The sequence below is a fragment of the Acinetobacter sp. 148 genome (genome assembly GCF_031196675.1).
In the GTDB taxonomy this organism is placed as follows: domain Bacteria; phylum Pseudomonadota; class Gammaproteobacteria; order Pseudomonadales; family Moraxellaceae; genus Acinetobacter; species Acinetobacter baumannii.
Genome location: NZ_JAVIMT010000021.1, coordinates 35197 through 60663, shown reverse-complemented (window position 1 = coordinate 60663; position 25467 = coordinate 35197). Strand labels below are relative to the sequence as shown.

The 25467-nt window shown below is 40.5% G+C and carries 22 protein-coding genes; 11 read left to right on the top strand and 11 right to left on the bottom strand.

Going from position 1 to position 25467, the window contains the following annotated elements; translation table 11 throughout:
• Positions 1-19: 19 nt before the first annotated feature.
• The 4 genes from RFX69_RS04275 to RFX69_RS04260 all read left to right on the top strand — a co-directional run bounded on the left by RFX69_RS04275 (position 20) and on the right by RFX69_RS04260 (position 4234).
• A complete protein-coding gene (locus RFX69_RS04275) occupies positions 20-718 on the top strand; it encodes a tetratricopeptide repeat protein (RefSeq protein WP_000058788.1) in 699 nt (232 codons plus the stop codon).
• A complete protein-coding gene (gene bamB, locus RFX69_RS04270) occupies positions 718-1863 on the top strand; it encodes an outer membrane protein assembly factor BamB (RefSeq protein ID WP_001072119.1) in 1146 nt (381 codons plus the stop codon). The genes RFX69_RS04275 and bamB overlap by 1 nt, the downstream gene beginning before the upstream one ends.
• A 187-nt stretch (positions 1864-2050) precedes the next feature.
• Entirely contained in the window at positions 2051-3460 is a 1410-nt protein-coding gene (gene der, locus RFX69_RS04265; RefSeq protein WP_000805592.1) for a ribosome biogenesis GTPase Der, read from the top strand.
• Between the two features lie 117 nt (positions 3461-3577).
• Positions 3578-4234, top strand: coding sequence for a 4'-phosphopantetheinyl transferase superfamily protein (locus RFX69_RS04260; protein ID WP_289332608.1), 657 nt, complete (start codon positions 3578-3580; stop codon positions 4232-4234).
• A gap of 67 nt (positions 4235-4301) precedes the next feature.
• On the opposite strand, the gene secB is transcribed toward RFX69_RS04260, so the two are convergent.
• The 4 genes from secB to rsgA form a co-directional block, all read right to left on the bottom strand.
• Positions 4302-4760, bottom strand: coding sequence for a protein-export chaperone SecB (secB, locus tag RFX69_RS04255; protein WP_001288260.1), 459 nt, complete (start codon positions 4758-4760; stop codon positions 4302-4304).
• Positions 4761-4787: 27 nt separating this feature from the next.
• Positions 4788-5045 (bottom strand): glutaredoxin 3, encoded by a 258-nt coding sequence (gene grxC, locus RFX69_RS04250; RefSeq protein ID WP_000729828.1) that lies wholly within the window; start codon positions 5043-5045, stop codon positions 4788-4790.
• Positions 5046-5056: 11 nt separating this feature from the next.
• Positions 5057-5473, bottom strand: coding sequence for a rhodanese-like domain-containing protein (locus RFX69_RS04245; protein WP_000443006.1), 417 nt, complete (start codon positions 5471-5473; stop codon positions 5057-5059).
• Positions 5474-5570: 97 nt separating this feature from the next.
• Positions 5571-6629, bottom strand: a complete 1059-nt coding sequence (gene rsgA, locus RFX69_RS04240) for a ribosome small subunit-dependent GTPase A (RefSeq protein ID WP_001173998.1) — start codon at positions 6627-6629, stop codon at positions 5571-5573.
• A 125-nt stretch (positions 6630-6754) separates the two neighbouring features.
• On the opposite strand from rsgA, the gene orn reads away from it, so the two are divergent.
• From orn to RFX69_RS04225, 3 genes are all read left to right on the top strand, one after another.
• Positions 6755-7321 carry an oligoribonuclease gene (gene orn / locus RFX69_RS04235; protein WP_000099436.1) on the top strand — a complete coding sequence of 189 codons (567 nt, stop codon included), beginning with the start codon at positions 6755-6757 and terminating at the stop codon, positions 7319-7321.
• A 153-nt stretch (positions 7322-7474) separates the two neighbouring features.
• A complete protein-coding gene (locus RFX69_RS04230) occupies positions 7475-8206 on the top strand; it encodes a Bax inhibitor-1/YccA family protein (RefSeq protein WP_001191562.1) in 732 nt (243 codons plus the stop codon).
• 137 nt (positions 8207-8343) lie between these two features.
• Positions 8344-9147, top strand: coding sequence for an enoyl-ACP reductase (locus RFX69_RS04225; protein WP_002027450.1), 804 nt, complete (start codon positions 8344-8346; stop codon positions 9145-9147).
• 69 nt (positions 9148-9216) lie between these two features.
• Here the strand turns inward: RFX69_RS04225 and RFX69_RS04220 are convergent, their stop codons facing one another.
• From RFX69_RS04220 to RFX69_RS04190, 7 genes are all read right to left on the bottom strand, one after another.
• Complete coding sequence (locus tag RFX69_RS04220; RefSeq protein WP_171058547.1) at positions 9217-10611, bottom strand: efflux transporter outer membrane subunit; 1395 nt, start codon at positions 10609-10611, stop codon at positions 9217-9219.
• A gap of 22 nt (positions 10612-10633) precedes the next feature.
• Positions 10634-12628 carry a MacB family efflux pump subunit gene (locus RFX69_RS04215; RefSeq protein ID WP_000165905.1) on the bottom strand — a complete coding sequence of 665 codons (1995 nt, stop codon included), beginning with the start codon at positions 12626-12628 and terminating at the stop codon, positions 10634-10636.
• A gap of 2 nt (positions 12629-12630) precedes the next feature.
• Positions 12631-13971, bottom strand: coding sequence for a MacA family efflux pump subunit (locus tag RFX69_RS04210; protein ID WP_289332607.1), 1341 nt, complete (start codon positions 13969-13971; stop codon positions 12631-12633).
• 107 nt (positions 13972-14078) lie between these two features.
• A complete protein-coding gene (holA, locus tag RFX69_RS04205; protein WP_000762831.1) occupies positions 14079-15068 on the bottom strand; it encodes a DNA polymerase III subunit delta in 990 nt (329 codons plus the stop codon).
• A 19-nt stretch (positions 15069-15087) separates the two neighbouring features.
• Positions 15088-15597: an LPS assembly lipoprotein LptE gene (gene lptE, locus RFX69_RS04200; RefSeq protein WP_000549819.1), complete on the bottom strand. Its 510-nt coding sequence runs from the start codon at positions 15595-15597 to the stop codon at positions 15088-15090.
• Positions 15598-15624: 27 nt separating this feature from the next.
• The gene (gene leuS, locus RFX69_RS04195; RefSeq protein ID WP_000155773.1) at positions 15625-18249 is read right to left on the bottom strand and encodes a leucine--tRNA ligase; all 2625 of its coding nucleotides are present in this window, start codon (positions 18247-18249) and stop codon (positions 15625-15627) included.
• Between the two features lie 186 nt (positions 18250-18435).
• Positions 18436-18771 carry a DUF4124 domain-containing protein gene (locus RFX69_RS04190; RefSeq protein ID WP_272322413.1) on the bottom strand — a complete coding sequence of 112 codons (336 nt, stop codon included), beginning with the start codon at positions 18769-18771 and terminating at the stop codon, positions 18436-18438.
• Positions 18772-19275: 504 nt separating this feature from the next.
• On the opposite strand from RFX69_RS04190, the gene RFX69_RS04185 reads away from it, so the two are divergent.
• The 4 genes from RFX69_RS04185 (at position 19276) to RFX69_RS04170 (ending at position 24925) form a co-directional block, all read left to right on the top strand.
• A complete protein-coding gene (locus tag RFX69_RS04185) occupies positions 19276-21000 on the top strand; it encodes an acetolactate synthase 3 large subunit (protein ID WP_000422094.1) in 1725 nt (574 codons plus the stop codon).
• On the top strand, positions 21000-21491 hold the full coding sequence (gene ilvN, locus RFX69_RS04180) for an acetolactate synthase small subunit (protein ID WP_001215920.1): 492 nt from the start codon (positions 21000-21002) through the stop codon (positions 21489-21491). Before RFX69_RS04185 ends, ilvN begins: the two co-directional genes overlap by 1 nt.
• Before the next feature lie 32 nt (positions 21492-21523).
• Positions 21524-22540: a ketol-acid reductoisomerase gene (gene ilvC / locus RFX69_RS04175; RefSeq protein ID WP_001165443.1), complete on the top strand. Its 1017-nt coding sequence runs from the start codon at positions 21524-21526 to the stop codon at positions 22538-22540.
• A 330-nt stretch (positions 22541-22870) separates the two neighbouring features.
• Positions 22871-24925, top strand: a complete 2055-nt coding sequence (locus RFX69_RS04170) for a GGDEF domain-containing phosphodiesterase (protein ID WP_289332606.1) — start codon at positions 22871-22873, stop codon at positions 24923-24925.
• Positions 24926-25467 lie beyond the last annotated feature (542 nt).

Genomic DNA, 25467 nt, shown 5'->3' with positions numbered 1-25467 from the left:
TCTGGAAAAGGACAATCACATGAGCTTAAGTGATGAAGAACAATTCGACAGCTTAAAGTCGTTCGCCAAAAAATATGGTTCTGCCATGATTAGCGGGATTCTCATTGCATTGATTGCCTTTTTCGGGTGGGAATATTGGCAAAAAAGAAACCTTGCAACGAGTCAGACAGAAACTGCAAAGGTACAGCAGTTAATGGATGAAGCAAATGCAACAGCCGATAATCCAAATGCTTTAGCTTCAATAACAGCTTCGGCAGATAAGATTGTAAAAGACGATATTGATTCAGTTCAGGCGATACAAACTCAATTTGTATTGGCAAAACTTGCATATGAAAAACAAGATTATGCTGCTGCTGAAAAAGCTTTGAAAAAAGTTGAGAATTCAAAAGTAAAAGATGAAGGACTGATTCAGGTTGTAAAATTGCGTTTAGCAGATGCACAATTGGCGCAAAACAAATATGATGAAGCTCTAAAAACCTTGTCTGGTGATGTCGATCCGGCATTTAAAGCAACAGTAGAAGAGTTACGCGGTGATATCTTTGTTGCTAAGAAAGATATTGATTCTGCTAAAAAAGCATATCAAGCTGCATGGGATTCGTTACTGGAACGTAAACAAGAGCGACAAATTTTACAAATTAAACTCGAAAGTGTTGGCGTTTTAGTTGAAGATCCACAGATTGAGCGCCCAATTTTGGAAACACAGGTGGAAGAGTCTTAATGAATCAGAAATTCAAACTGCCTTTGGCAATTGCAATCGCATCGGCTGTATTGGTCGGATGTTCTAGCAACAAAGTAAAAGAAGCAAAACCAAATCCACTACCGAAATTGACTGAGTCAAATAAGAGTTTGGTGCCCGTGTTTTCACGCAGTGTTTCTTCTACGAATAAGGCAGATCCATTACGTTTACAACTTGACGCTAGCGAAGGTGTTGTTTTTACCCTTGATCCTAAAGGTGAAGTTGCTGCATACCGTGGTAAACAACGTCTTTGGGAGAAAAAAGTTAGTAAATTGGGCTTAAGCTCTGGTGTTGAAGCAGCTGAAGGTATTGTTGTTGTTGGTAACAGTAAAGGTCAGTTATTTGCTTTAGATCAGGCAACGGGTGAACAAAAATGGACTGCACAATTATCTGGTGCTTTATTAAGTCCTTCTTTAGTTCAGTCTGGCCGCGTGATTACAATTGCAAATGACGGTACTGTATTTGCACATGATGTATCATCAGGACAACAAGTTTGGGCATATAAATTGCCAAATGTTCAGTTCAGTTTACGTGGTCAACCATCGCCAGTGAGTCTTGACCCTCGTACTGTTTTAATTGCTTCTGCAAATGCATATGTTTATGCAATTGATACGATTAGTGGTATTCCGCGCTTCCAACGTCGTGTTGCAGTAAGTGAAGGGCGTTCTGATATTCAGCGTTTAATTGACATTGATGGTGATCCGGTTGTTGCGGGTCAACTCATGGTAACAACTAGTTTCCAAGGCCAAGTAACTGTTACTGATCTTGCTTCTCAACGTGTGGTTTGGAGTGAAGATTCAAGTAGCACCAAGCGTCCAGAAGTTTATGATAATAAAGTGTTTGTTTCGTCAACTGATGGCAAGCTTACTGCTTATGACTTAACAACAGGCGAACAGCTTTGGCAAAATGATAGTCTCTTAAACCGTCATTTAAGTAATCCTGTCGTCTTGGGATCGGACCTTATTGTTGGTGATTTGGATGGTGTTTTACACCTAATCGACCCGACAACAGGTAAGTTGATTGGTCGTTCTAAAACAAGTGGTGAGGTCAATACATTACGTGTGATTGAGAATCAGCTCTATGTTTCGACTCGAAAAGGCGATTTAAGTATTTGGCAGAATCGTTAATTTTGTTCGCTTGTGCTAAAATAGCCGCTTAACAAATTACGCTGTTAAAAATATCGGGGTGTTTGAATTAAATCAGTTCAAAGCCCCGTCTTTTATTATGGTCATATCTGACCTTAAAATATATCTCCTGTACTGTTTCTAATGCTCATGCCATGAGATATGGCTGGTCTTGAATTAAGGTTATTGTATGAAACCCGTTATTGCGCTCATTGGTCGTCCGAATGTCGGAAAATCAACGTTATTTAACCAGATTACCAAGAGTCGTGATGCACTTGTAGCCGACTTCGCGGGTTTGACTCGTGACCGTAAATATGGTGATGCGACTTATCAAAATAAGTCTTTCATTGTTGTTGATACTGGTGGTATTGGTGAAAGTGAAGGCGGTATCGATAACTACATGGCCGAGCAGTCGAAAACAGCCATCAATGAAGCAGATATTATTATTTTTGTAGTTGATGCGCGTGCCGGATTGTTAGCTTCCGATGAGCAAATTGCCCGTGAATTACGTACTTTAGGCAAGAAAATTTATCTTGTTGCCAATAAGGTTGATGGTGTTCATGCTGAAGCTGCTTTGGTTGAGTTCTACAAGCTTGGTATGGGTGAACCATTACAAGTTGCAGCGAGCCATGGCCGTGGCGTACAACAAATGCTTGAGGATGTACTTCAAGATATTCCAGAAGATGAAAATCCTGAAGAGCATGATAAAGATACCGGATTGCGTCTAGCAATTATTGGTCGTCCGAACGTAGGTAAATCAACGTTAGTAAATCGCTTACTTGGTGAAGACCGTGTGGTAGCGTTTGACCAACCGGGTACAACTCGTGACTCTATTTATATTCCGTTCGAGCGTGAAGGCCGTAAATACACTTTAATTGATACAGCAGGTGTACGCCGTAAAGGTAAAGTTGATGAAATGATTGAGAAATTCTCAATTGTGAAGACTTTACAAGCGATGAAAGACGCACATGTGGTGGTGGTTGTAGTTGACGCCCGTGAAGGTATTGTTGAGCAAGACTTACATTTAATTGGCTATGCGCTGGAAGCTGGGCGTGCCATGGTCATTGCGATCAATAAATGGGACAACATGAGTGAATACGACCGCAAGCAGTGTAAGCTTGATGTTGAGCGCCGTTTTGACTTTATTCCTTGGGCTCGAATTCACCTTATTTCTGCTCTACATGGTACTGGGGTGGGTGAGTTATATCCATCAATTCACCGTGCTTATGAGTCTGCAAACTTAAAGGTATCTCCTGCGAAATTGACGCAGATTTTGAATGATGCAACTGATCAGCATCAGCCGCCGACAGTTCAAGGCCGTCGTATTAAAATGCGTTATGCGCACATGGGTGGGCAAAATCCACCAACTATTGTGATTCACGGTAACAAGGTGGATAAGACTCCTGCAGATTACCGCCGTTATTTAGAGAATGTGTTCCGTAAGGTTTATAAGCTTGAAGGTACACCAGTTAAAATTGAATTTAAGACTTCTGAAAACCCGTTTGAAGGCCGTAAGAGTCAGGTCGATGAGCGTACAGCTGCACGTCGTCGTCGTTATATTCAGAAATTCAAAAAAGCAGAAAAGAAATTTAAACGTTAATCTGTTTTTAATTGAAAAAGCCCAAAGTCTTCTTTGGGCTTTTTATTGTATTGTCTAATCAGGTATCAGTAAGGTTTTAATGCTAGCTTTGAATTATGGATGGTTCGGATTAATAAAATGAATAGTAAACATGTGGACATTTATATAGGAAAACTCAATGATTTTTTGAATCGAAAACAACACGACTTTCCCGACTTTCGTACATTTAATGAGTATAAAAAACAGCAAATACAACTTATTAAAAATAAACTGATTGCTCAAAAGCTAGAGATAGCACCAACAGATTTAGTATTTGCAAAATATGAGTATGGCAAACCTTACTTACTGGACCATGCTCTGCATTTTAATCATTCACATAGCCAACAATATTATGCTTTAGCGCTGAGTGAGCGAGTTAAAGATATTGGTATAGATGTTGAAGAGCTTGATCGTAAAGTACGTCTGGATAGTCTGGCACAACATGCTTTTCATCCTGATGAATATGCAACGTGGCAAAGTCTAGAACAAGATAGGGAATATTGGTTTAAAGTCTGGACGACTAAAGAAGCTGTTTTAAAAGCATCGGGTCTTGGTATACGTTTAGATTTAAATACCTTAAACACCCAAGCACATCCTACAAATCATGGCGGATTATGTTCGCATGAGCTTATTGGGACATTTGCCTACCAAAACTTTGTGTTCGGTAATATGATCTTAACAGTCGCATGGCGTTCAGAACAATCATGCCGTGGATTCCAGTTTCCTTCTATTCAGATTCATTCACTTGACCGTTAAATCTAAATTACTCCCATAAAAAAACCGCGAATTACGCGGTTTTTTGAGTTTAGGGTAAGCTATAAAATTAAGCTTGACCTTCAACAGCAGCAGCTTGAGCACGTTGCATGTTTGCTTCGAACTCTGCATCAAAGTTGATTGGAGTAAGAAGTAACTGTGGGAAGCTACCTTTTGTTACTAAGTCGTTTACTGCTTCACGTAAGAACGGGAACAAAATGTTCGGGCAATATGCACCTAAAATGTAAGGTAAACGGTCTTCTTCGATATTATCGATTAAGAAAATACCAGATTGAGTTACATCTACGATGAACGCTGTTTCATTGTCGTTATTGGCTTGAACCACAACTTTTAAAGATACTTCAAAGTGAGTTGGGTCAATCTTTTCAGCAGCTGAAGAAAGATTGATGTTAAGTTCAGGTTGCCATTGTTTAGTGAAAACTTGTGCCCCTGGAACCTCAAAAGAAATATCTTTTGTATAAATACGCTCTAAAGCTAATTGTGGTTGAACTTGTTGTTCTTCGCTCATTGTTTTTTCCTTAATATGGATGCGATGTTAAGCCAATAATTCGTCGAGTTTACCTTCACGCTCTAAAGCATAAAGTTGGTCAAAACCACCGATAAACTGATCATTAATAAAAATTTGTGGAACAGTACGATGATTTGTACGTTGCATTAATTCAGCACGTACTTCTGGCGCTTCAACAGAAAGATTTACTTCTTTGTAAGCAACACCTTTACGCTCAAGTAATTGTTTCGCGCGAACGCAGTACGGGCATACAGAAGTTGAGTAAACAATGACATTTGCTGCCATAACAATTCTCCTTAAGCTTTTGGTTTGCTTTTAACGAGAGGTAAGCCTTGAGCTTTCCAGTTACTGATACCACCATCAAGGCGATAGCTGTCATGGTGAGCGACTTTCTGTAAAGCGCTACCAGCAACTTGCCCTAGGTTGCAAATAAATACCAATGGACGGTCACTTGCTTTTAATTCATCAGCATGACTTGCAATTTGGCTATAAGGAATATTGCGGCTACCACTAATGTGACCTTCGCGGAAGTCTTTGCTATCGCGTAAGTCAATCAAAAGGGCATTTTTCGCTTTCACTAAAATACCAAGCGACTGTGGAGAAATTTTACGACCGTTACGTTGACCTTCAAAAATGAAGAACAATACGATCAAGACTCCGAGTGTACCAAACAAAATGGGGTGATTCCCCATAAACTCTAACCAGCGTTCCACAAGTCACCTAAAAAAATTAAAAACAAAATTGACCTAGAGTATAGCGTATATAGATGGTGATCAAAATCACCACTTCAAGGGCAAATGGGGTAGAAAATTAGTTTTTTTGCTGCGCTTCTTGAATCTCATCGATTAAACGTAAAAAGCTGTCTAGGCGGCGTGGTAAAATTTCACCTGCTTCAACAGCCTGTTTTAAGCCACAGTTCTTTTCATGAGTATGAGTGCAATTACGGAATTGACACGAACCTAAATGTGCTTCGATTTCAGGGAAGCCCATACGAATTTTATCTAAATCGAGATGCCAAAGCCCAAACTCGCGAATTCCCGGTGAATCAATCAAGGCGCCATTTTTACCAAAGTTGATTAAACGAGTAGAAGTCGTGGTGTGCTGTCCAAGTGCTGAGTTTTCAGAAATGATATTGGTTTTTTGTTCAGCATCTGGAATGAGCACATTAATAAGTGAGCTTTTCCCAACCCCTGACTGACCTACAAAAGCTACTGTCTCGCCATCAAGACGCTGGGACAATGCTGAGATGTCACCTTTAGAATGACAAATCATGACTTCATAGCCTAAATTTTCATACTCTTTGAGCATGTCGAGAATCGGATCATTTTCAGTGAGTAAATCTGATTTATTAAGCACTAAAAGAGCCGGAATATTCGCATCTGCACATGCCACTAAGTAGCGGTCAATCAAAGTAGGTGCCGGTTCTGGCAGTGGGGCAAAAACAATAACGATTAAGCTGATATTCGCAGCTACAGGTTTTACTTTGTGATAGCGATCCGGGCGTGTAAGTAAAGATGTACGTGGATGAATTGCGGTAATAATCCCTAAACCTGTATTAGGGTCAGCTTGCCACTTCACTCGGTCACCAGTGACCAGTAATTCAAGGTTTGTACGGGTGTGACAGCGCCAAACGCTATTTAATTCAATGGGTTTCCAAAACGGTTCTGGTTCGCCTTCGGCGACTTGCGGTTTTTCTGGGTGATGATCGGGTACAGAAAGTGCCTGTACTTCAAGTTGACGTCCATAGTGCTGTACAACCAGCCCATCTAGATCTTGTGAAGTATCGACTTCTTCTTGGCGAGTTTTATGCTGTTTTTCAATACGACGTTGCTGTTGCTCAGTTAAACGACGCTTACGAATTAGAGCCATTCATATCCCAAAAAAACCATTGTTTGAAGACCGCAAAAATAGCACGAAGCTGGTATGGAATTACAGCGCAGAAGCAAGAAATTTGCTACTATTGATGTTTTTACGGCACTTTAGAACGTACATTCATGAGCAGTACTTTAAATACACGATTAATTTGGATTGATCTGGAAATGACAGGTTTAGATACCGACAACGACCAGATTATTGAAATTGCAACAATTATTACAGATGATCATTTAAATGTACTTGCCGAAGGTCCGGTTTTGGCTATTCATCAACCTGATCGTATTTTAAATGCAATGGATGAGTGGAATACGCGTCAGCACGGCCAGTCAGGTTTAATTGAACGAGTTCGTCGTAGTAAATTGACCGCTCGTGATGCTGAGTTACAGACTTTAGAATTCCTAAAAAAATGGGTAAATCCAAAAGTTTCACCAATGTGTGGTAACTCGATTTGTCAGGATCGCCGTTTCTTACATCGTCTTATGCCTGAACTAGAGCAGTATTTCCACTATCGTAATCTTGACGTATCAACAGTAAAAGAACTCTCAAAACGCTGGCGTCCTGAAATTATGAGTGGACTGAAAAAAAATGCATCACATTTAGCTATGGATGACATTCGTGATTCCATTTCTGAGCTTAAGTATTACCGCGAATACTTCTTTATTATGAATACTGACGGTAAAGATTGATTAAGTTATTCAAGTAAGAAAAAGGGGGCGAAAGCTCCCTTTTTTATTGTTTAAAGGACATTGTTACAATAATGCCAAGCGGGAATTTGGCTTTCATATTCATTTTGCTTAAAATGATGTTTTAAGTTTACTTATTATAAAAAGAGAGCATTTATGCAAAGTAATAACCCGATACTGACACGCGTTGAAACGGTCAGTGACTATAGTCAACCGATGACCGTGCAAGGTGCGATTCAAAAATCTGTTATGTTGACCATCATTGCTGCTGCAGTGGGTGTCGCTTTATTTTTCTATGCAGCCTTTACTGCAAATGTTGGTATTGCTTATGCGGCTTCAATTGTGGGTGCAATTGGCGGCTTGGTTTTAGCTTTAATTACGACTTTTAAACCAACAACTGCTCCAACTTTGGCAATTCCTTATGCTTTATTTGAAGGGGCTTTCTTAGGTGGTATTTCTTTTACTTTCCAGTTGAAATATCCGGGCGTTCCTCTTCAAGCTTTATTGGCAACTTTCGTCACGACTTTGGTGATGTTTGGTCTATATAAGTTTCAAATCATACGCGCAACTGAAAAGTTCAAATCAGTTGTGATCTCTGCATCTTTGGCGATCTTTATTGTATTTATCGTGCAGATGGTGATGCGTTTAGCGTTTGGCTCAAGCATTCCTTATATTTTTGAAAGCAACTGGTTAGGTATTGGTTTTGCTGCTTTTGTTGCAGTGATTGCTTCACTGAACCTAATTTTAGATTTTGATTTGATCGAAACCAATGCAGCATATCGTGCACCAAAATTCATGGAATGGTTGTGTGGTATTGCCTTACTTGCAACTTTAGTATGGATGTATATCTCGTTCTTACGTTTGCTTGGCTTATTGTCTGACGACTAAAAATGAGTTGGTAAAAAGTCGCTCCTAAATGGGAGCGATTTTTTTTTCGTGCGATTTTTGAAAAAAGATGCATTATGCAATTTCGAAAAACGTTGAATATTGGCATTATGCTGAAAATTGTTTTGAGTGAGATCGGCATGACACAAGGACTTTTAGCAGGTAAACGCTTTTTGATTGCAGGCGTTGCTAGTAAATTATCAATTGCTTATGGTATTGCACAAGCATTACACCGTGAAGGTGCTGAGCTTGCATTTACTTATCCAAACGAAAAATTAAAAAAACGTGTAGATGAGTTTGCTGAGCAATTCGGTTCTAAGCTTGTGTTTCCATGTGATGTTGCCGTTGATGCTGAAATTGATAATGCATTTGCGGAACTTGCAAAACATTGGGACGGCGTAGATGGTGTTGTGCACTCAATCGGCTTTGCACCTGCACACACGCTTGACGGTGACTTCACTGACGTGACTGACCGTGACGGTTTTAAAATTGCTCATGACATTAGCGCATACAGCTTTGTTGCAATGGCACGTGCTGCAAAACCTTTATTACAAGCTCGCCAAGGTTGTTTATTAACTTTGACTTACCAAGGTTCTGAGCGCGTTATGCCTAACTACAACGTAATGGGTATGGCGAAAGCTTCTTTAGAAGCTGGTGTTCGTTACTTGGCATCAAGCTTAGGTGTTGATGGTATCCGTGTAAATGCAATTTCTGCGGGCCCAATCCGTACTTTAGCTGCTTCTGGTATTAAATCTTTCCGTAAAATGCTAGATGCTAACGAAAAAGTTGCACCGTTAAAGCGTAACGTAACCATTGAAGAAGTGGGTAATGCAGCGTTATTCCTTTGCTCACCTTGGGCTTCAGGTATTACTGGTGAAATTCTATATGTAGATGCTGGTTTCAATACTGTAGGTATGAGCCAATCTATGATGGATGATGAATAAGTCTTAAGATTTATTCAGACATAAAAAAAGCCGTAGTTGAAGGACTACGGCTTTTTTACTGGGCGCAAGTTATTGCGGCAGTTCTTTTACAGGTGAACCGCCTAATGCCTGCATAAGGGTGACATAAGCGTTGTATTGGCTTTGTTTGGTTTCAACAAGACTCAAGCGCGCAGTACGTGTAGTTTGCTGTGCATCAAGAAGTGTTTTTAACGCAACAGCGCCATAACGGTAGCGGACTTCAGTTAAACGTTCAGTTTTTTCTGCAAGTTCGACATTACGCTCTTGTAACGCTACTTGTTTGTCGAGTTCTGTGCGGCTTGATAACGCGTTTTCTACATCAGCAAAAGCCTGATAAAGCGTTTGGCGATATTGAATAATCGCTTTTTCATAATCTAGGTTGCTAATCGCGATATCTTTTTTCATATCGTTATATTGCAAAAACGGTAAGCTTAAACTCGCTCCAAGCGTAAGGGCAGGGTTACGTAATAACTCCGTTAACGATGTGCTGCTTGAACCTAAACTACTGGTTAAGCTAATTGACGGATAGTAGCTTGCTTTAGTCGCATCTTTAGTTGCCAATGCCTTTCTTAAACGAAGCTCAGCTGCTTGCAAGTCTGGGCGACGTGACAAAATATCCGCTGGTAAACCCGCACCAATAGCAGGTAGCGCTGTACGTGGTAAACGCTGTGGCTCTTGAATATTGAGTTGCTGTACTGGCTGATGCAATAACACAGCAATGGCTGTACGCGTTTCAACAAGCTGTTGCTCAATCTGGCTTAAACTTGCTTTTTGGCTTTGAACAGACTGCTCGGCTTGCGTAAGGTCTAATCCTGAAACCGCACCTGCTTTATACTGAGTTTGAACCAATTGATAAAGCTTTTGTGAAGTGGCTAAGCTTTGCTGCGCAGTTGCATAACGTTCATTTAAATAGCCGAGTTGCCAGTAGAGTTTCGCAGTAGTGGCAATCAAACTTTGACCAGTAGCTTGAAGATCTTGTTCGGTTGCTAAGGCTTCCCATTTACTTGCTTCAGTTTGACGAGCAAGCTTGCCAAACAAATCAAGTTCATAGCTCACCCCAGCACTCATTGATAAACCTTTCGCACTGTCATCTCCCGAATTTAAGTCGAAAGAATGCCCTGTAGAAACACTAGAGCTGGTCCGTAAGCCTTGTTTATTCGCGGTTAAATCAGCTTGCAAGCGTGCTTGCTGGAGTGTGATTCCCGCAACAGCCAAATCACTATTGCGCTCTAAAACATTAGTTACGAGTTGGTTGAGCTGTGTATCTCCAAACAATGTCCACCAACGGTCAGAATATTGCTCAACCGATGCTGTTTTAGCTTTAGCCTTATCGTACTGAAAACTGCCCGGAACTTGTACAGCTGGTGCTTGGTAAGGTGTTTTTACTACAGCGGCACATCCCACAAGAGAACTAGTGAGGAGAAGTGCTGCGCTAAGTTTAGTCATAGAAAAAGACATGCAATTTTCCTTATTCTCGTGATAGTGCTGCAACAGGGTCAAGTTTTGCTGCATTCTTGGCAGGTAAGAAGCCGAATACGACACCAATCAATGTTGAACACACAAACGCAGCAACAATTGATGTGGTTGAATAGGCGACAGCAAAGTTGCCACCGGCAAACTTATTAATCAGTTGTCCTAAGCCAAGTGATAGCAGTACGCCAAGTACACCACCAATCAAACATACTAAAATTGCTTCAATCAGGAACTGCTGCAAAATATCACTTTGTCGAGCACCCACAGCCATACGTACACCAATTTCTTGCGTACGTTCAGTCACCGAAACCAGCATAATATTCATTACCCCGATACCACCAACTACCAGAGAAATTACAGCAATTGCTGATACTAAGAGGGTCATAGTACTTGTGGTTTTCTCAATGGTTTGTCGGATACTGTCACTGTTCATGGTGAAAATATCTTGGGCACCGTGGCGTTGGGTTAATAAGTTAACGATGGCGTTTTCAGCAGCACTGGTCGAGTATTTATCATTAATACGTACGACAATATTACGGACATGGGCTTGCCCTAACATACGGCTCATGACCGTGGTATAAGGCATATATACATTCAGCGTGTCATCCGAACCCATTCCGCTGGTCTGAGGTTCTACAATGCCGATAATACGAGCTGGTACGCTACCCAGTAACACGACTTGCCCGATTGGGTTAGTACCATCGCTAAAGAATTGTTTTTGCGTATTGGTATCAATCACCACATCTTGTGAGCGGTCGCGGACACTTCGTTGATCAAAGGTTTGGCCGTCTTTAAAAACTAGACCTTTTACATCAAAATAATCGTTACTTACGCCGTTAATAGTCGCATTTGCTTCATTTTGTTGATAACGCATGGTCTTGGATGTACTGACCATCGGGCTGACTGCACTGACATAAGGCTGTGTCATTAATGCATCGGCATCGGCAGGAACTAGCGTTTTAAAATTGGCTGTCTTGGAGTTATCACCAAAACCACGACCTTGGAATACCGTAATTGTGTTGGTGCCTAAACTGCTAATGTTGCTCAAAATCTGTTGTTGAGAACCATTACCTAGCGCAACTACCGTTACGACAGAGGCAATACCAATAATGATCCCCAGCATGGTTAAGAAAGTACGCATGCGGTGGGCATTCATAGACAGTAAAGCCATTTGAAAGGCTTCGGATAAGCGATCTAGAGTTGAACGCCAAGCCGAAATACTTTTGCCTTTTTTCTGCTTATTTTGTAAAGCAGGTGCTGCATCTGGATCAGATTTAACTTCTTCTAAAGACTGGTCTGGAACATTAGGACGGTCACTAATAATTTCCCCATCACTAATTTCGATAATGCGCGTTGCATTCTTTGCAACTTGCATATCGTGCGTTACCAAAATAATCGTATGGCCAGCCGCGTTGAGTTCACGCAAAATTCGCATCACTTCAACGCCGCTATGTGAATCGAGTGCCCCTGTTGGTTCGTCGGCCAAGATCACATCGCCGCCATTCATTAAGGCACGTGCAATCGACACACGTTGCTGTTGACCACCTGAAAGCTGACTTGGTCGGTTTTGCGTTTTAGTACCTAAACCTAACTCCGTGAGCAGGGCAGTAGCTCGCTGTTTACGGTCTGCTGGAGTAACACCAGCATAAACAGCTGGAACCTCAACGTTACCTTCAGCTGATAAGTCACCCAGTAAATGATAGCGCTGGAAAATAAAACCAAAATATTCACGGCGTAACTGCGCTAACTGGTCTGGCTCAAGTTTACCGGTTTCTTGACCATTAACCTTATAACTACCACTTGTTGGACGGTCCAGACAGCCCAAAATATTCATGAGTGTAGATTTACCAGAGCCGGACTGGCCGACAATAGCAACCAGCTCACCCTCATAAATGGTCAGGTCAATGCCTTTTAAAATTTGAATCGTGCTTTCGCCAGCAGGGAATTCCCGGACCAGATTGCTGACTTCAAGCAAAGCTTGTTTTGTCATGCTTACATTCCCATTGGACCGCTACGGCGACGGTTATTACCACTGTTTGCAGAAGCTGCAGAGTTTTCTGAACTATCGGCAATTACAACTTGGTCACCTTGTTTTAATCCAGCAAGTACTTGCGCATTTACACGGTTATTAATACCTACCAAAATTTGTGTTGGTTTAGTCGTACCATCTGCTTGTAAAACGCGAACTACACTCAGAGTTGCTTTGCCTTGTTCAATAAGCTGTTTTTGTTCAGGAGTTAAATTTAAGCGTTCTAAACGGGCGCCGTTACCTTGATACTTGCGTTCTGCACTTGGAGTAGAACTTGCTTTATCTGCCGATTGCCCCTGTTTTCTTTGGCCAGAAAGTTGTTTGCTACTTAACGCAGAAGATGGAACCAATAAGGCATTTTTTGCTGAATTTAATACGATATAAACTTGTGCAGTCATATCAATACGCAATTTGCCGTCCGTATTTGGAACATCAAATAAAGCGTTGTAGTAAACAGCTGAGCTGGTTGTTGAACTTGTGGTGCTGTTTGATTCACTAGAGATCGAATCTGGAGCAGGTTCGATTTGACGTAAGGTTGCATAGCGCTTGGTTTCATCACCTAAGGTCGTGAAATAGACCTGCTGACCTTTTTCCACTTTCATAATATCGGCTTCACTCACCTGTGCTTTAATCGTCATATTTTGAAGTTTTGCAATTTTGACGATAGTTGGAGCGCTTTGGTTTGCGTTTACCGTTTGACCTTCTTCAGTCACAATCGCAACAACCGTACCATCAGTTGGCGCAACAATACGTGTATAGCCAATATTGGTTTGTGCTGTTGAACGCGTTATTTTTGCAGACTCAATTTGTGCATCTAATGCTTTAACTTGTGCCTGAGCTGTTTTATAAGCAGCTTCAGCCGACTCTAAATCTGCACGAGGTGTTGCATCTTGAGCATACATTTGTTGTTGACGACGATATTCGAGTTGTTTCTCGTTTAAAGAAGCGATTTGCTGAAGACGCTGTGCCTCTAAATTTTTAATATTGGCATCAGATGTTTTTAAACTGTTTTCTTGGGTGGTCGAGTCAATTTGTGCAATAAGTTGACCTTGTTTTACTTGATCACCAAGCTGCACATACATCTTTTTAACCTGACCAGATACCTGAGCACCCACACTAATGAGCTTGGTTGCATCAAGTGTACCGGTTGCAAGTACATTATTCTCAATATCCCCGCGAGTTACCTCTGCTGTAATATATTGAGGCTGCTGTTGTTTAGGCTTTAAGAATTTCCAAGCTAAGACAGCAATAATGGCGATACAGACGACAATAATTACGAGTTTAATTGGCTTTATTTTTGGCATGGCGAGAGGTCGAAAAGTCTAAAATTTAACTTAGTATAAGAGTCAAATGAGGATAAAACGTGAATTTTTATGATATTTCAATAAAGCAGGCAAATGATTTGGCTGCGCTAATGTATAAATAATGTTTTTCCACACAGCTCGGCAATGGCTTGTTGCATTAAATGTTGGGCATTCTCATTTGACATGCCTTTGATTGCGGCATCAATTTGTAAAAGTAGAGCAGACCATCCCAAAAATTGCTGTGGATTGAGTCTTCTTAATGCTTGTTGATATAAGCTAACTTTTGTTTTCCATATACCCAGTTGTAATGCATTATGTGGTTGTTCAAACAACTGCATTAATAAACGCATTTCTTTACTTAATGTCCATAAGATCAAGCTTTCCGGTTCACCGGAACCGATTAAATATTGAAAGATCTTAATGGACTGAGCAAGATTACCTTCTAATAACGCATCGCTTAAATCGTAAGTGGTGTAACGAGACTGATCTTGTAGACACGCATATAACTGTTCAATTTGAATTAGTTTCTGGTCTGGAAAAGTATCTCTTACCCGCATCAAGCTATTTTTAGCAGCGAGCAGATTATGCTCATGATGCTGCATGAGCCACTGCCAAGCATCATTGTCGAGTTGAATTTCTAACTTCTCAGCCTCAGCGGCTAATATTCGTTGACGATCTTGCGGATAGTTAGCAGTAAGAGCAACCACCACACCGTTCGCTTCAACAACTTGGAAAAAAGCAGATTTTAAGCTGCTACTGTCTTGTTTGGGTAAAACAATTAACAGCAGGTTAGTTTCATTATGCTGGATATAACTTTTTAGCTGTTTTAAACCATTGGCATCGGGCTTGATATTGCCGTGAACTTCAATAGCAAGTTGCTGAGAAAATAAAGATAGGCTGTTCAGTGCATTAAAGACATTTTTCCAGTCACTTACACTACTAATATCGTAGCGCTGTCTTTCAATGTCTTGTTGCTGCCAGCTTTTGCGAAAAGTGTCGAGTAAATTTTGTTCTAATAAAGGTTCCTGTCCATGCAGGATCCACGCACCCCGAGCTTCCGGAATGCGTTTGAGGGCTTGTAAATAGTCAAGTTTCATTACTTAAGAAAAGATATGTCTATGGTTGAGCTTTTGGTAAGCGATTGGCTGAAATTTGACGAGTAATTTGCTGTGCAAGGTCATCAATTACAATACGTTGCAAGTAACTCTCTTGCTGGTTCTCAGTGTTGACCGTTGCCAAGTCATATTGATAACTACGAGCTGCGGTTAGAGTACGCGGCTCTGTAATTTTATTACCTTGACGGTCTTCAATTTGGAAAGTTACAGTCAAGCGTAATAACACTTCTGTAAGTTTACCATTTAGAAGCTGACGACGAGGCGTGTATTCTAAAACACGAAGAACATAGGCGTCGTTGTCATTGCTGAGCTGAACACCATTTGCCGTTAAATACACTTTTAGTTGTGTTTCAAGGTCATCGGTTTTTGCCGGTAACTCAAGGCTTAATTTTTTATAAACAAGTGGAGTCGCAGTCGGGTTGGTTCCTTTTAAATGGAAACCACACCCGACTAAGCCTGCACTAAGGCCTAAGGTTAAAACAACAGCGGCTAAACGTTGGGCTAAGTGCATGCTTGATCCTCTCATTAATACCTGTAATTAAACCACGAGGTTAACCAATTTGTTTGGAACCACAATCTCTTTTTTGGTTGGTCCTGTTAAGAACTGCTGAACTTCTGGTAATGCTTTCGCTTGAGCTAATAACTCATCTTTAGAAATATCAACAGAAACTTCAAGTTTACCGCGAAGTTTACCATTTACTTGTACAACAATCGTTTGAGTATTGCGGGTTAATGCAGAAGCATCAACTTCAGGGAAAGTTGCTTCTGTTAAGTCCGTACCAAACTGAGCCAATAAAGTCTGGCTTAAATGCGGAGCAAATGGAGCAAGTAACGTTAACAATGTGGTGATTGCTTCACGTTCTACAGCAACGTCATTGTCATCTTTTGCTTCAAACTTATTGCTTGCGTTTAACAATTCCATCAATGCAGCAATTGCAGTATTGAACGCATGACGACGCTCAATATCATCACTTACTTTTTGAATGGTTTCGTGTGTCTTACGACGTAAATCTTGAGCATCTTTAGACAAGTTTGCTTTATCGATTGCTGTTGCAGAGTTTCCTTTTTCAAGGAAGCTTGCTACCAGACGCCATACACGTTTCAAGAAACGGTTTGCACCTTCAACACCTGCATCAGACCATTCTAAAGATTGATCTGGTGGTGCAGCAAACATCATAAATACACGAGCTGTATCTGCGCCGTATTGATCAATAATGGCTTGTGGGTCAATACCGTTATTTTTCGACTTGGACATTTTTTCTTGTCCGCCGATAATCACTTCTTGACCATCACCTGAATATTTTGCAGAAATGATGCGACCTTTCTCATCACGTTCTAATTCGATGTCAGCAGGGTTAAACCAAGTTTTCTTACCATTTTCTGCTTCACGGTAGAAAGTATCTGCAAGCACCATGCCTTGAGTTAACAAGTTGGTAAATGGCTCATTACCTTGTACGACACCTTCATCACGCATTAATTTGTGGAAGAAACGTGCATAAAGTAAGTGAAGAATCGCGTGTTCAACACCACCAATATACTGGTTTACAGGAAGCCAGTTTTTAGCTGCTTCAGGTTTTACCATACCACCAGTAAAGTCTGGAGATGCATAGCGTGCGTAGTACCAAGATGATTCTACGAATGTGTCCAATGTATCTGTTTCACGGCGTGCATCGCCACCACAGCAAGGACATTTCGTTTCATAGAATTCAGGCATTTTATTTAGTGGATTACCTGAACCATCTGGAACAACGTCAGTTGGTAATACAACCGGAAGTTGATCTTCAGGAACTGTGACTTGACCACAAGTATCACAGTTAATCATTGGAATTGGACAACCCCAGTAACGTTGACGAGAAACACCCCAGTCACGTAAACGGAATTGAACTTTAGAATTTGCTAAACCTTGTGGTTCTAATTTCGCAAGGAATGCATCAAATGCAGCTTGGAATTCTAGACCGTCAAACTCGCCAGAGTTAACCAGTTTACCTTCTTTAGAGCCGTACCATTCTTGCCACTCGGTAGCAGAGTAGTCTGCATCGTCAGCACCTTTGGCATCAATGACTTGCTTAATTGGCAAGTTGAACTTGTTAGCAAATTCAAAGTCACGTTCATCATGTGCTGGTACAGCCATTACTGCGCCAGAACCGTAAGACATTAATACGTAGTTCGCAATCCAGACAGGAAGCTCTTCGCCAGTTACAGGGTGTTTTACAAACAAACCTGTTGCCATACCTTTCTTCTCGGCTGTAGCCAAGTCAGCTTCTGCAACTGAACCCATGCGGCATTCTTCAATAAATGCAGCCAATTCAGGGTTATTTTCAGCAGCTTTAAGCGCAAGAGGGTGTTCTGCTGCAACGGCAACGTACGTCACACCCATAAGTGTGTCGGCACGTGTTGTATAAACAGTTAAGCCGTCAGCATAAATTTCAGTATTGGCAGATGGGAAGGTAATTTCCATACCAGTAGATCGACCAATCCAGTTACGCTGCATGGTCAACACTTGTTGAGGCCAGCCGTCTTGTAGAGTGTCTAGGTCGTCTAATAATTCTTGTGCATAGTCTGTAATACGGAAGTAGTACATTGGAATATCGCGTTTTTCAACCAATGCACCTGAACGCCAGCCACGACCATTTTCAACTTGTTCGTTTGCCAAAACTGTTTGGTCAACCGGGTCCCAGTTTACTGTTGAAAGTTTACGGTAGATTAAACCTTTTTTATAAAGCTGAACGAACAACCATTGTTCCCAGTGATAGTACTCTGGTGTACACGTTGCAAATTCACGGTCCCAATCTACAGATAAACCTAATTTTTTTAATTGGTCACGCATGTAAGCGATGTTTTCAAATGTCCATTTTGCCGGAGCAACTTTATGGGCAATTGCAGCGTTTTCTGCTGGTAAACCAAATGCATCCCAACCCATAGGTTGTAATACGGTTTCGCCTTTTAAACGGTAAAAACGGCTAATTACATCGCCAATGGTATAGTTACGCACATGACCCATGTGCAGTTTGCCACTTGGGTAAGGGAACATTGACAGGATGTAGCGATGTTTACCTTCGACAGTGTCGGCAACTTTAAAGACTTTACGATTTTCCCAATCTTGTTGGACTGATGGTTCAATCGTGTTTGCTTGATATTCTGGGTCAATGTGAGAAATAGTCATAGACGTAAGCTATACAACGAAAATTGAAATGAAAGATTGCTGCACAGCATAGCGCAAAATAGAGGAAAATGTCAGTTTTTAGAGCAGGATTTTATCTTTTAATCTGCGCTATAAAATTTCCCAATCTATTCTTGTTTATTTTAAATAATCAAAGAGTGGTAAAAATATTCACCACTCTCATTTTAATTATCTTGGTGCCGATACAGACGGGGCAGGTGGGACCGAGACAGCAGGTGCACCTTTTTCCACTGCTACGTTAGTTACTTCTTGCACGACTTTATCTTTATCCTGAGATGGTTGTTCTGAGTTTGATGTTGGATTTTTCAACAATGGTTGACTGCCGTAAGTCGAAACTTTGTTCAAATGTTTCGCTCCTTTAGGTGGTGGCGTCGTGGTGTAATGTGTCGAGCCACTTTGATCCATCCATTTATAATATTGCTGTGCCTGACTTTGACTTGAGCAAAGTAAAATCGCTGTTGTAGCGGCTGTATACAGGCTTGTTTTTAAATAAGATAAATTCATATCAGTTCTTCCCCAATGTAAACTGATTATATTTAAATAAACTTTATAAATAAGCAATTTACAATGGATCGTTTTATATAAAAATAATGAATTTTTAATAAATAATGAGCTAAGAAGAGTAAATTCACGATTTAATATTAGATTAAAAAAGCAGCAGCTAAATTTTTTTATGGAAAAACCTTTTCTTTATTCTTGACTTTGTATATAGAAACAACAAAAATGCTTTCTCTAGTTTTATATGCATTTACTCGATCACCCTTCGAATAACTGTCATGTTTTGTAATAGACATTCTCTCTAGCCGAGAGATTGATTTTACTAAAGTATGTATATCCAGACATGCTTTATTAATGTTAAAACAGCTTATACAGCTGAAAAACAGAAATTTTTCTATTGCAACGAAAACTAGACAATATGTGTGCTATAACAGTGCAGACAATTCAATGAATGAAACACTATTTATGCCTTCCATAAAATAGTGATATAAGATTTTAGGGTGAATCACGTTGGAACTTTTATCTGGTGGTGAAATGCTCGTTCGCGCTCTTGCGGACGAAGGCGTTGAACATGTTTTTGGTTATCCAGGCGGCGCAGTATTACATATTTATGATGCGCTATTTCAACAAGACAAAATCAATCATTACCTCGTGCGCCATGAGCAAGCTGCTGGTCATATGGCAGATGCCTACTCGCGTGCTACAGGTAAGACTGGCGTAGTACTGGTCACTTCTGGTCCAGGCGCAACCAATACAGTAACTCCAATTGCAACAGCTTATATGGACTCAATCCCAATGGTGGTTTTGTCTGGCCAGGTTGCATCACATCTGATTGGTGAAGACGCTTTCCAGGAAACTGACATGGTTGGTATTTCACGTCCTATCGTGAAACACAGCTTTCAGGTCCGCCACGCAAGTGAAATCCCTGCAATTATTAAAAAAGCATTCTATATCGCATCAAGTGGGCGCCCTGGTCCAGTTGTAGTCGATATTCCTAAAGATGCGACTAACCCTGCAGAAAAGTTTGCATACGAATATCCTGAAAAAGTGAAGATGCGTTCATATCAACCACCTTCACGCGGCCACTCTGGTCAAATTCGTAAAGCAATTGATGAATTACTAACTGCAAAACGTCCTGTTATTTATACAGGCGGTGGTGTCGTACAAGGGAATGCTTCTGCGTTATTAACCGAACTTGCGCATTTACTTGGTTATCCGGTAACTAACACACTTATGGGGTTAGGCGGATTCCCGGGCGATGACCCACAGTTTATTGGCATGTTGGGTATGCACGGTACATATGAAGCCAATATGGCAATGCACCATGCAGACGTAATTTTGGCGATTGGTGCGCGTTTTGATGACCGCGTAACAAATAACCCAGCCAAGTTCTGCCCGAACTCAAAAGTGATTCATGTCGATATCGACCCTGCAACCATTTCAAAAACGATTATGGCGCATATTCCGATCGTTGGTGCAGTAGAGCCAGTTCTTCAAGAAATGTTGGCACAGTTAAAACAATTAAATGTGTCTAAACCAAATCCTGAAGCAATTGCGGCTTGGTGGTCTCAAATCAATGAATGGCGCAAAGTTCATGGTTTGAAATATGAAAATCCATCTGATGGCACTATGAAGCCACAGCAGGTTGTTGAAACTTTATATAAAGTGACCAATGGCGATGCCATTATTACTTCTGACGTAGGTCAACATCAGATGTTTGGTGCACTTTATTATAAGTACAAACGTCCTCGCCAATGGATCAACTCAGGTGGTCTTGGCACCATGGGTGTTGGTTTACCTTATGCAATGGCTGCGAAGCTTGCTTTCCCAGACCAGCAAGTTGTTTGTATTACGGGTGAAGCTTCAATTCAGATGTGTATTCAGGAACTTTCAACCTGTAAACAATATGGCTTGAACGTAAAAATCTTGTGCTTGAACAACCGTGCATTAGGTATGGTGAAACAATGGCAAGATATGAACTATGAAGGTCGTCATTCAAGTTCTTATGTTGAGTCATTACCTGACTTTGCCAAGTTAATGGAAGCTTATGGTCATGTAGGCATTCAAATTAATCATGCCGATGAACTTGAATCGAAGCTTGCAGAAGCAATGGCAATCAATGATAAATGCGTATTTATCAACGTTATGGTTGACCGTAGCGAACACGTTTATCCAATGCAGGTTGCAGGTCAATCTATGCGTGATATGTGGATTTCTAAAGGGGAGCGCATTTAATGAGACACATTATTTCTGTACTCGTTGAAAACGAAGCTGGTGCGCTTTCTCGTTTGGTGGGCTTATTCAGTCAACGTAACTACAACATTGAAACACTTAATGTTGCACCAACCGAAGATCCGACATTATCGCGTTTGACGTTAACGACTTATGGCGATGACCATAAGATCGAACAAATTACGAAACAGCTCAACAAGCTTGTTGAGGTGGTAAAAGTAGTTGATTTATCAGAAGGTTCACACATTGAGCGTGAACTCATGCTAATCAAAGTAAAAGCATTGGGTGCTTCACGTGCTGAAATTAAACGCACTGCGGATATTTTCCGTGCGCAAATTGTAGACGTGACACCAACGACCTATACCATTCAAATAGCAGGGACAACTGAAAAATTAGATGGTTTTATCGATGCGCTTGCAGAAAACACCATTCTTGAAGTCGTTCGTTCAGGTGTATCAGGTATCGCCCGTGGCGAAAAAGTTTTAGCCATTTAATTTTTTAAAAAGTATTTTAGCGGAGAACACAAATGCAAATTTTTTACGATAAAGACTGTGACTTATCAATCATCCAAAGCAAGAAAGTTGCGATTATTGGTTACGGTTCTCAAGGTCATGCCCATGCACTTAACCTTAAAGACTCAGGTGTAGACGTAACTGTAGGTTTACGTGCTGGTTCAGCTTCTTGGAAGAAAGCTGAAAACGCTGGTCTTAAAGTTGCTGAAGTCCCAGCAGCAGTTAAGCAAGCTGACCTCGTAATGATTTTGACTCCAGATGAATTCCAATCACAACTTTACCGTGACGTGATTGAGCCAAACATCAAAGAAGGCGCGACTTTAGCATTTGCTCATGGTTTCTCTGTTCTATATAACCAAGTTGTTCCACGTAAAGACTTAGACGTAATCATGGTTGCGCCTAAAGCTCCTGGTCACACTGTACGTTCAGAATTCCAACGTGGTTCAGGTGTTCCTGACCTAATCGCAATTCACCAAGACGCTTCTGGTAATGCACGTAATGTTGCGCTTTCTTACGCTTCTGGCGTAGGTGGTGGCCGTACAGGTATTATCGAAACTTCATTCCGTGAAGAAACTGAAACTGACTTATTCGGTGAGCAAGCAGTTCTTTGTGGTGGTGCAGTTGAACTTGTGAAAATGGGCTTCGAAACTTTGGTTGAAGCTGGTTATGCACCAGAAATGGCTTACTTCGAATGCTTACACGAACTTAAGTTAATCGTTGACTTGATGTTCGAAGGCGGTATCGCTGACATGAACTACTCAGTTTCTAACAATGCTGAGTACGGTGAATATGTAACTGGTCCTGAAGTAATCAATGAACAGTCTCGTGAAGCAATGCGTAATGCATTAAAACGTATTCAATCTGGTGAATACGCGAAGATGTTCATTCAAGAAGGTGCGTTGAACTACCCATCTATGACAGCTCGTCGTCGTCAAAATGCTGCACATGGTATTGAACAAACTGGTGCTAAATTACGTGCGATGATGCCTTGGATTCAAGCGAATAAGATCGTAGACAAAGAGAAAAACTAATTCTCTTTTCTATTGTTTTTAAAAGAACCCTGCTAAATGCAGGGTTTTTTATTTTATTAGCCCCTAAAACAAGTTTAAAAAAACATCATTAAGGTCAATTGACCTAGACTTAAGAAATCCTATATTTTTCATATAATTGGATGCTTAATTTTTGTTTACTTTATTGATTTCTAAAGTAAAAAATACTTGACCAAATGTTAGATAATGTTATTGTTTATAACTGACTAAAAAAGTCGAATTTACTAATTTTTCTTTAACGTGTTTAATTGTATTTTGTGCAATGAGTTGAACAAAATAAAAAAAAGTATTGAATAATCATGGAAGTCCAATATGGGTCATGTTGATTACGATAGCACATTGATCGTCGGCTCTTTTATTGCGGCTGGCGCTATTTGCTATATTGTGATTTCCATGGAGCAGTTAATATTTAAGCAAACTTATAAAAAGATTGAGCCGTTTATTTTATTACTCAATGGATTATTACTCGCAGCAGCGATTAGTATTGTCCATATTGTCGGCATGCATGCTTACCATTTATTTGAAGCAGCTTCCTCGAACGTTCCTTTAATTACACTGGCTTTTGGCATTAGTGCTGTACTTTCAAGTGTCGCAATTTGGCTGACTTCTCGTTTTACACTTCCTATATTTAGACTCATTTTAAGCTCAGTCATTATGGGAATTGGAATTTCTGCTTCTTATTATGTGAGTATGTTAGGCTGGAATATTGATATTTATAAGAAAGACTACACTTCCTTTCTTATTTTATTTTCTGTCTTAATTGCCATGAGCGGGTCGGGGCTAGCTTTCTTGCTGGCCTATAAATTAAAAGAAAGTGAACGTCACCGTATAAGTTTAAAATTAGCCTTTGCAGTGATGATGACCCTAAGTATTACGGGGATGCACTATACAGCACTTATTTCGACAAATATTACCGATAAGTTTGTAAGCCAATATCAGGCTGAACATGACTTGCTGCTATTTACAATTATTTTGGTTACCTGTCTGGTGCTGGTCGCGAGTTTTATTGTTGCCGTGCTGGAACAACGACTGAACCAGCGAAATCTAGAACTGCGCAAAGCCAATAAAGAATTAGCTAACCTCTCTATTCAAGATAACTTAACTAAATTACCAAACCGACTTTATTTAGTGGATTACGCCGAAGTTCTCCTTTCAGATCACCGTTATAAAGACCAAAAAATTGCTTTTCTCTATATTGATTTAGACCGTTTTAAATCGGTAAATGACGCGTTTGGACACCACATTGGTGATCAACTGCTTATACAAATGGCCAATCGTTTACATTGGCAACTCAATGAAAAATGTAAATTGCTTAGAATTGGTGGGGATGAGTTTTTACTCATTGCTGAAAACACTGATACTGAAGAGGCAATGCAACTTGCTGAAAAAGTATTACATCTTATTCAAGACAGTTACCAAATTTCCGGTAAAGAAATTAATATTTCAGCAAGTCTAGGTATCGCACTGTTCCCTGAACATGGGCAAAATGTTCAAGACCTGCTAATGAATGCCGATGCTGCCATGCTGATGTCTAAAGAGCAGGGCCGCAATACTTATACCGTCTTTAGTTATTCTACCCATCAACAAGAAACAAGAAGTCAGTCAAAACTGATCAATGATTTATACAAAGCAGTCGAAGAAAAACAATTTGTTCTCTACTATCAGCCAAAATTTAATACCAATCTTGAGATTTGTGGGGTAGAAGCACTCATTCGCTGGAACCATCCGTCTTTAGGTATGCTGACACCGCATATGTTTATTGGTGGCGCGGAAAAGACAGGTTTAATTATTCCAATGGGATATTGGGCGCTTGAGCAAGCTTGCCAACAAATTCAGGAATGGGAACGTAGCAATACGCAGTTTTATCCTATTGCAGTCAATTTATCGGCCTTGCAGTTCGAAAATAAAAAGCTCTTTAGTACTCTCGAAGGCTTGCTAAAAAAATATCAAATTCAGCCTCATCACCTCATTATTGAAATTACCGAATCAACCGCAATGCGGCATATCGACTTAAGCATTCGTGCTTGTGAACGACTGCGCGATATGGGTATTCGGGTGGCAATTGATGACTTTGGGACAGGGCACTCAAGCTTCTTATATTTAAAAGATTTACCAGTCGATGAACTTAAAATTGACCGTGGATTTATTGTCGATTTAAAGCCAGGCTCAAAAGAAGAAGTTATTTTAGAAAGTATTATTCATTTGGCGAAAAAGTTAGGTTTAACCGTAACAGCCGAAGGGGTGGAAACACAGCAACAAGTTGAGATTTTAACGCGCTTGGGCTGTCAGCAGTTCCAAGGTTATTTGTTGGGTATGCCTGTAAATGTAGGGCAACTGATTCAGTCGCAAGGCGCTCATTTTGTTTAACCTAGATATTAGGTTAAATTTAAAAGTACTGCTTAATATAATATATAAAATAATAATTTAGTTAATCTAATGAAAAATAATAAGAATTTTTAAAACTTGTCATAAATTCTACATTGACACTTCTAAACTCTCAGATTATCCTTTGCCTGCTGGCCTACATTGCCAGCCGGTTGTCGCAGACCGATTAGTAAAGGCATCAGATTATTCCCTCTGAGGAGTAGTCTTGTGTGTACAATCGTCCCTCGCTCGTTGCGGTAGGACGAGTGAGGGACACCTTTGGGTGTGCTGATTCTTTACTATCAGTCTGCGAACCCTTGCTCGTTCTGCCACCATAATCTTTTATTAATGCTTTGGCAGAACTCCCCAAATAAGGAGTTGGCTATGCATACTATTTTTACACCTCCCAGTTAGTCTTTATGCAGTTTGATCACCTTTAGGTTTTCAGGCGTCAGTTCTTCACGACTAAAAAATCATATCAACAATAAAACTTGAGATGCGTTAGGGCAGTCTTTGGGGCCTTTGCATGCTTTTTTTGCTTAGAG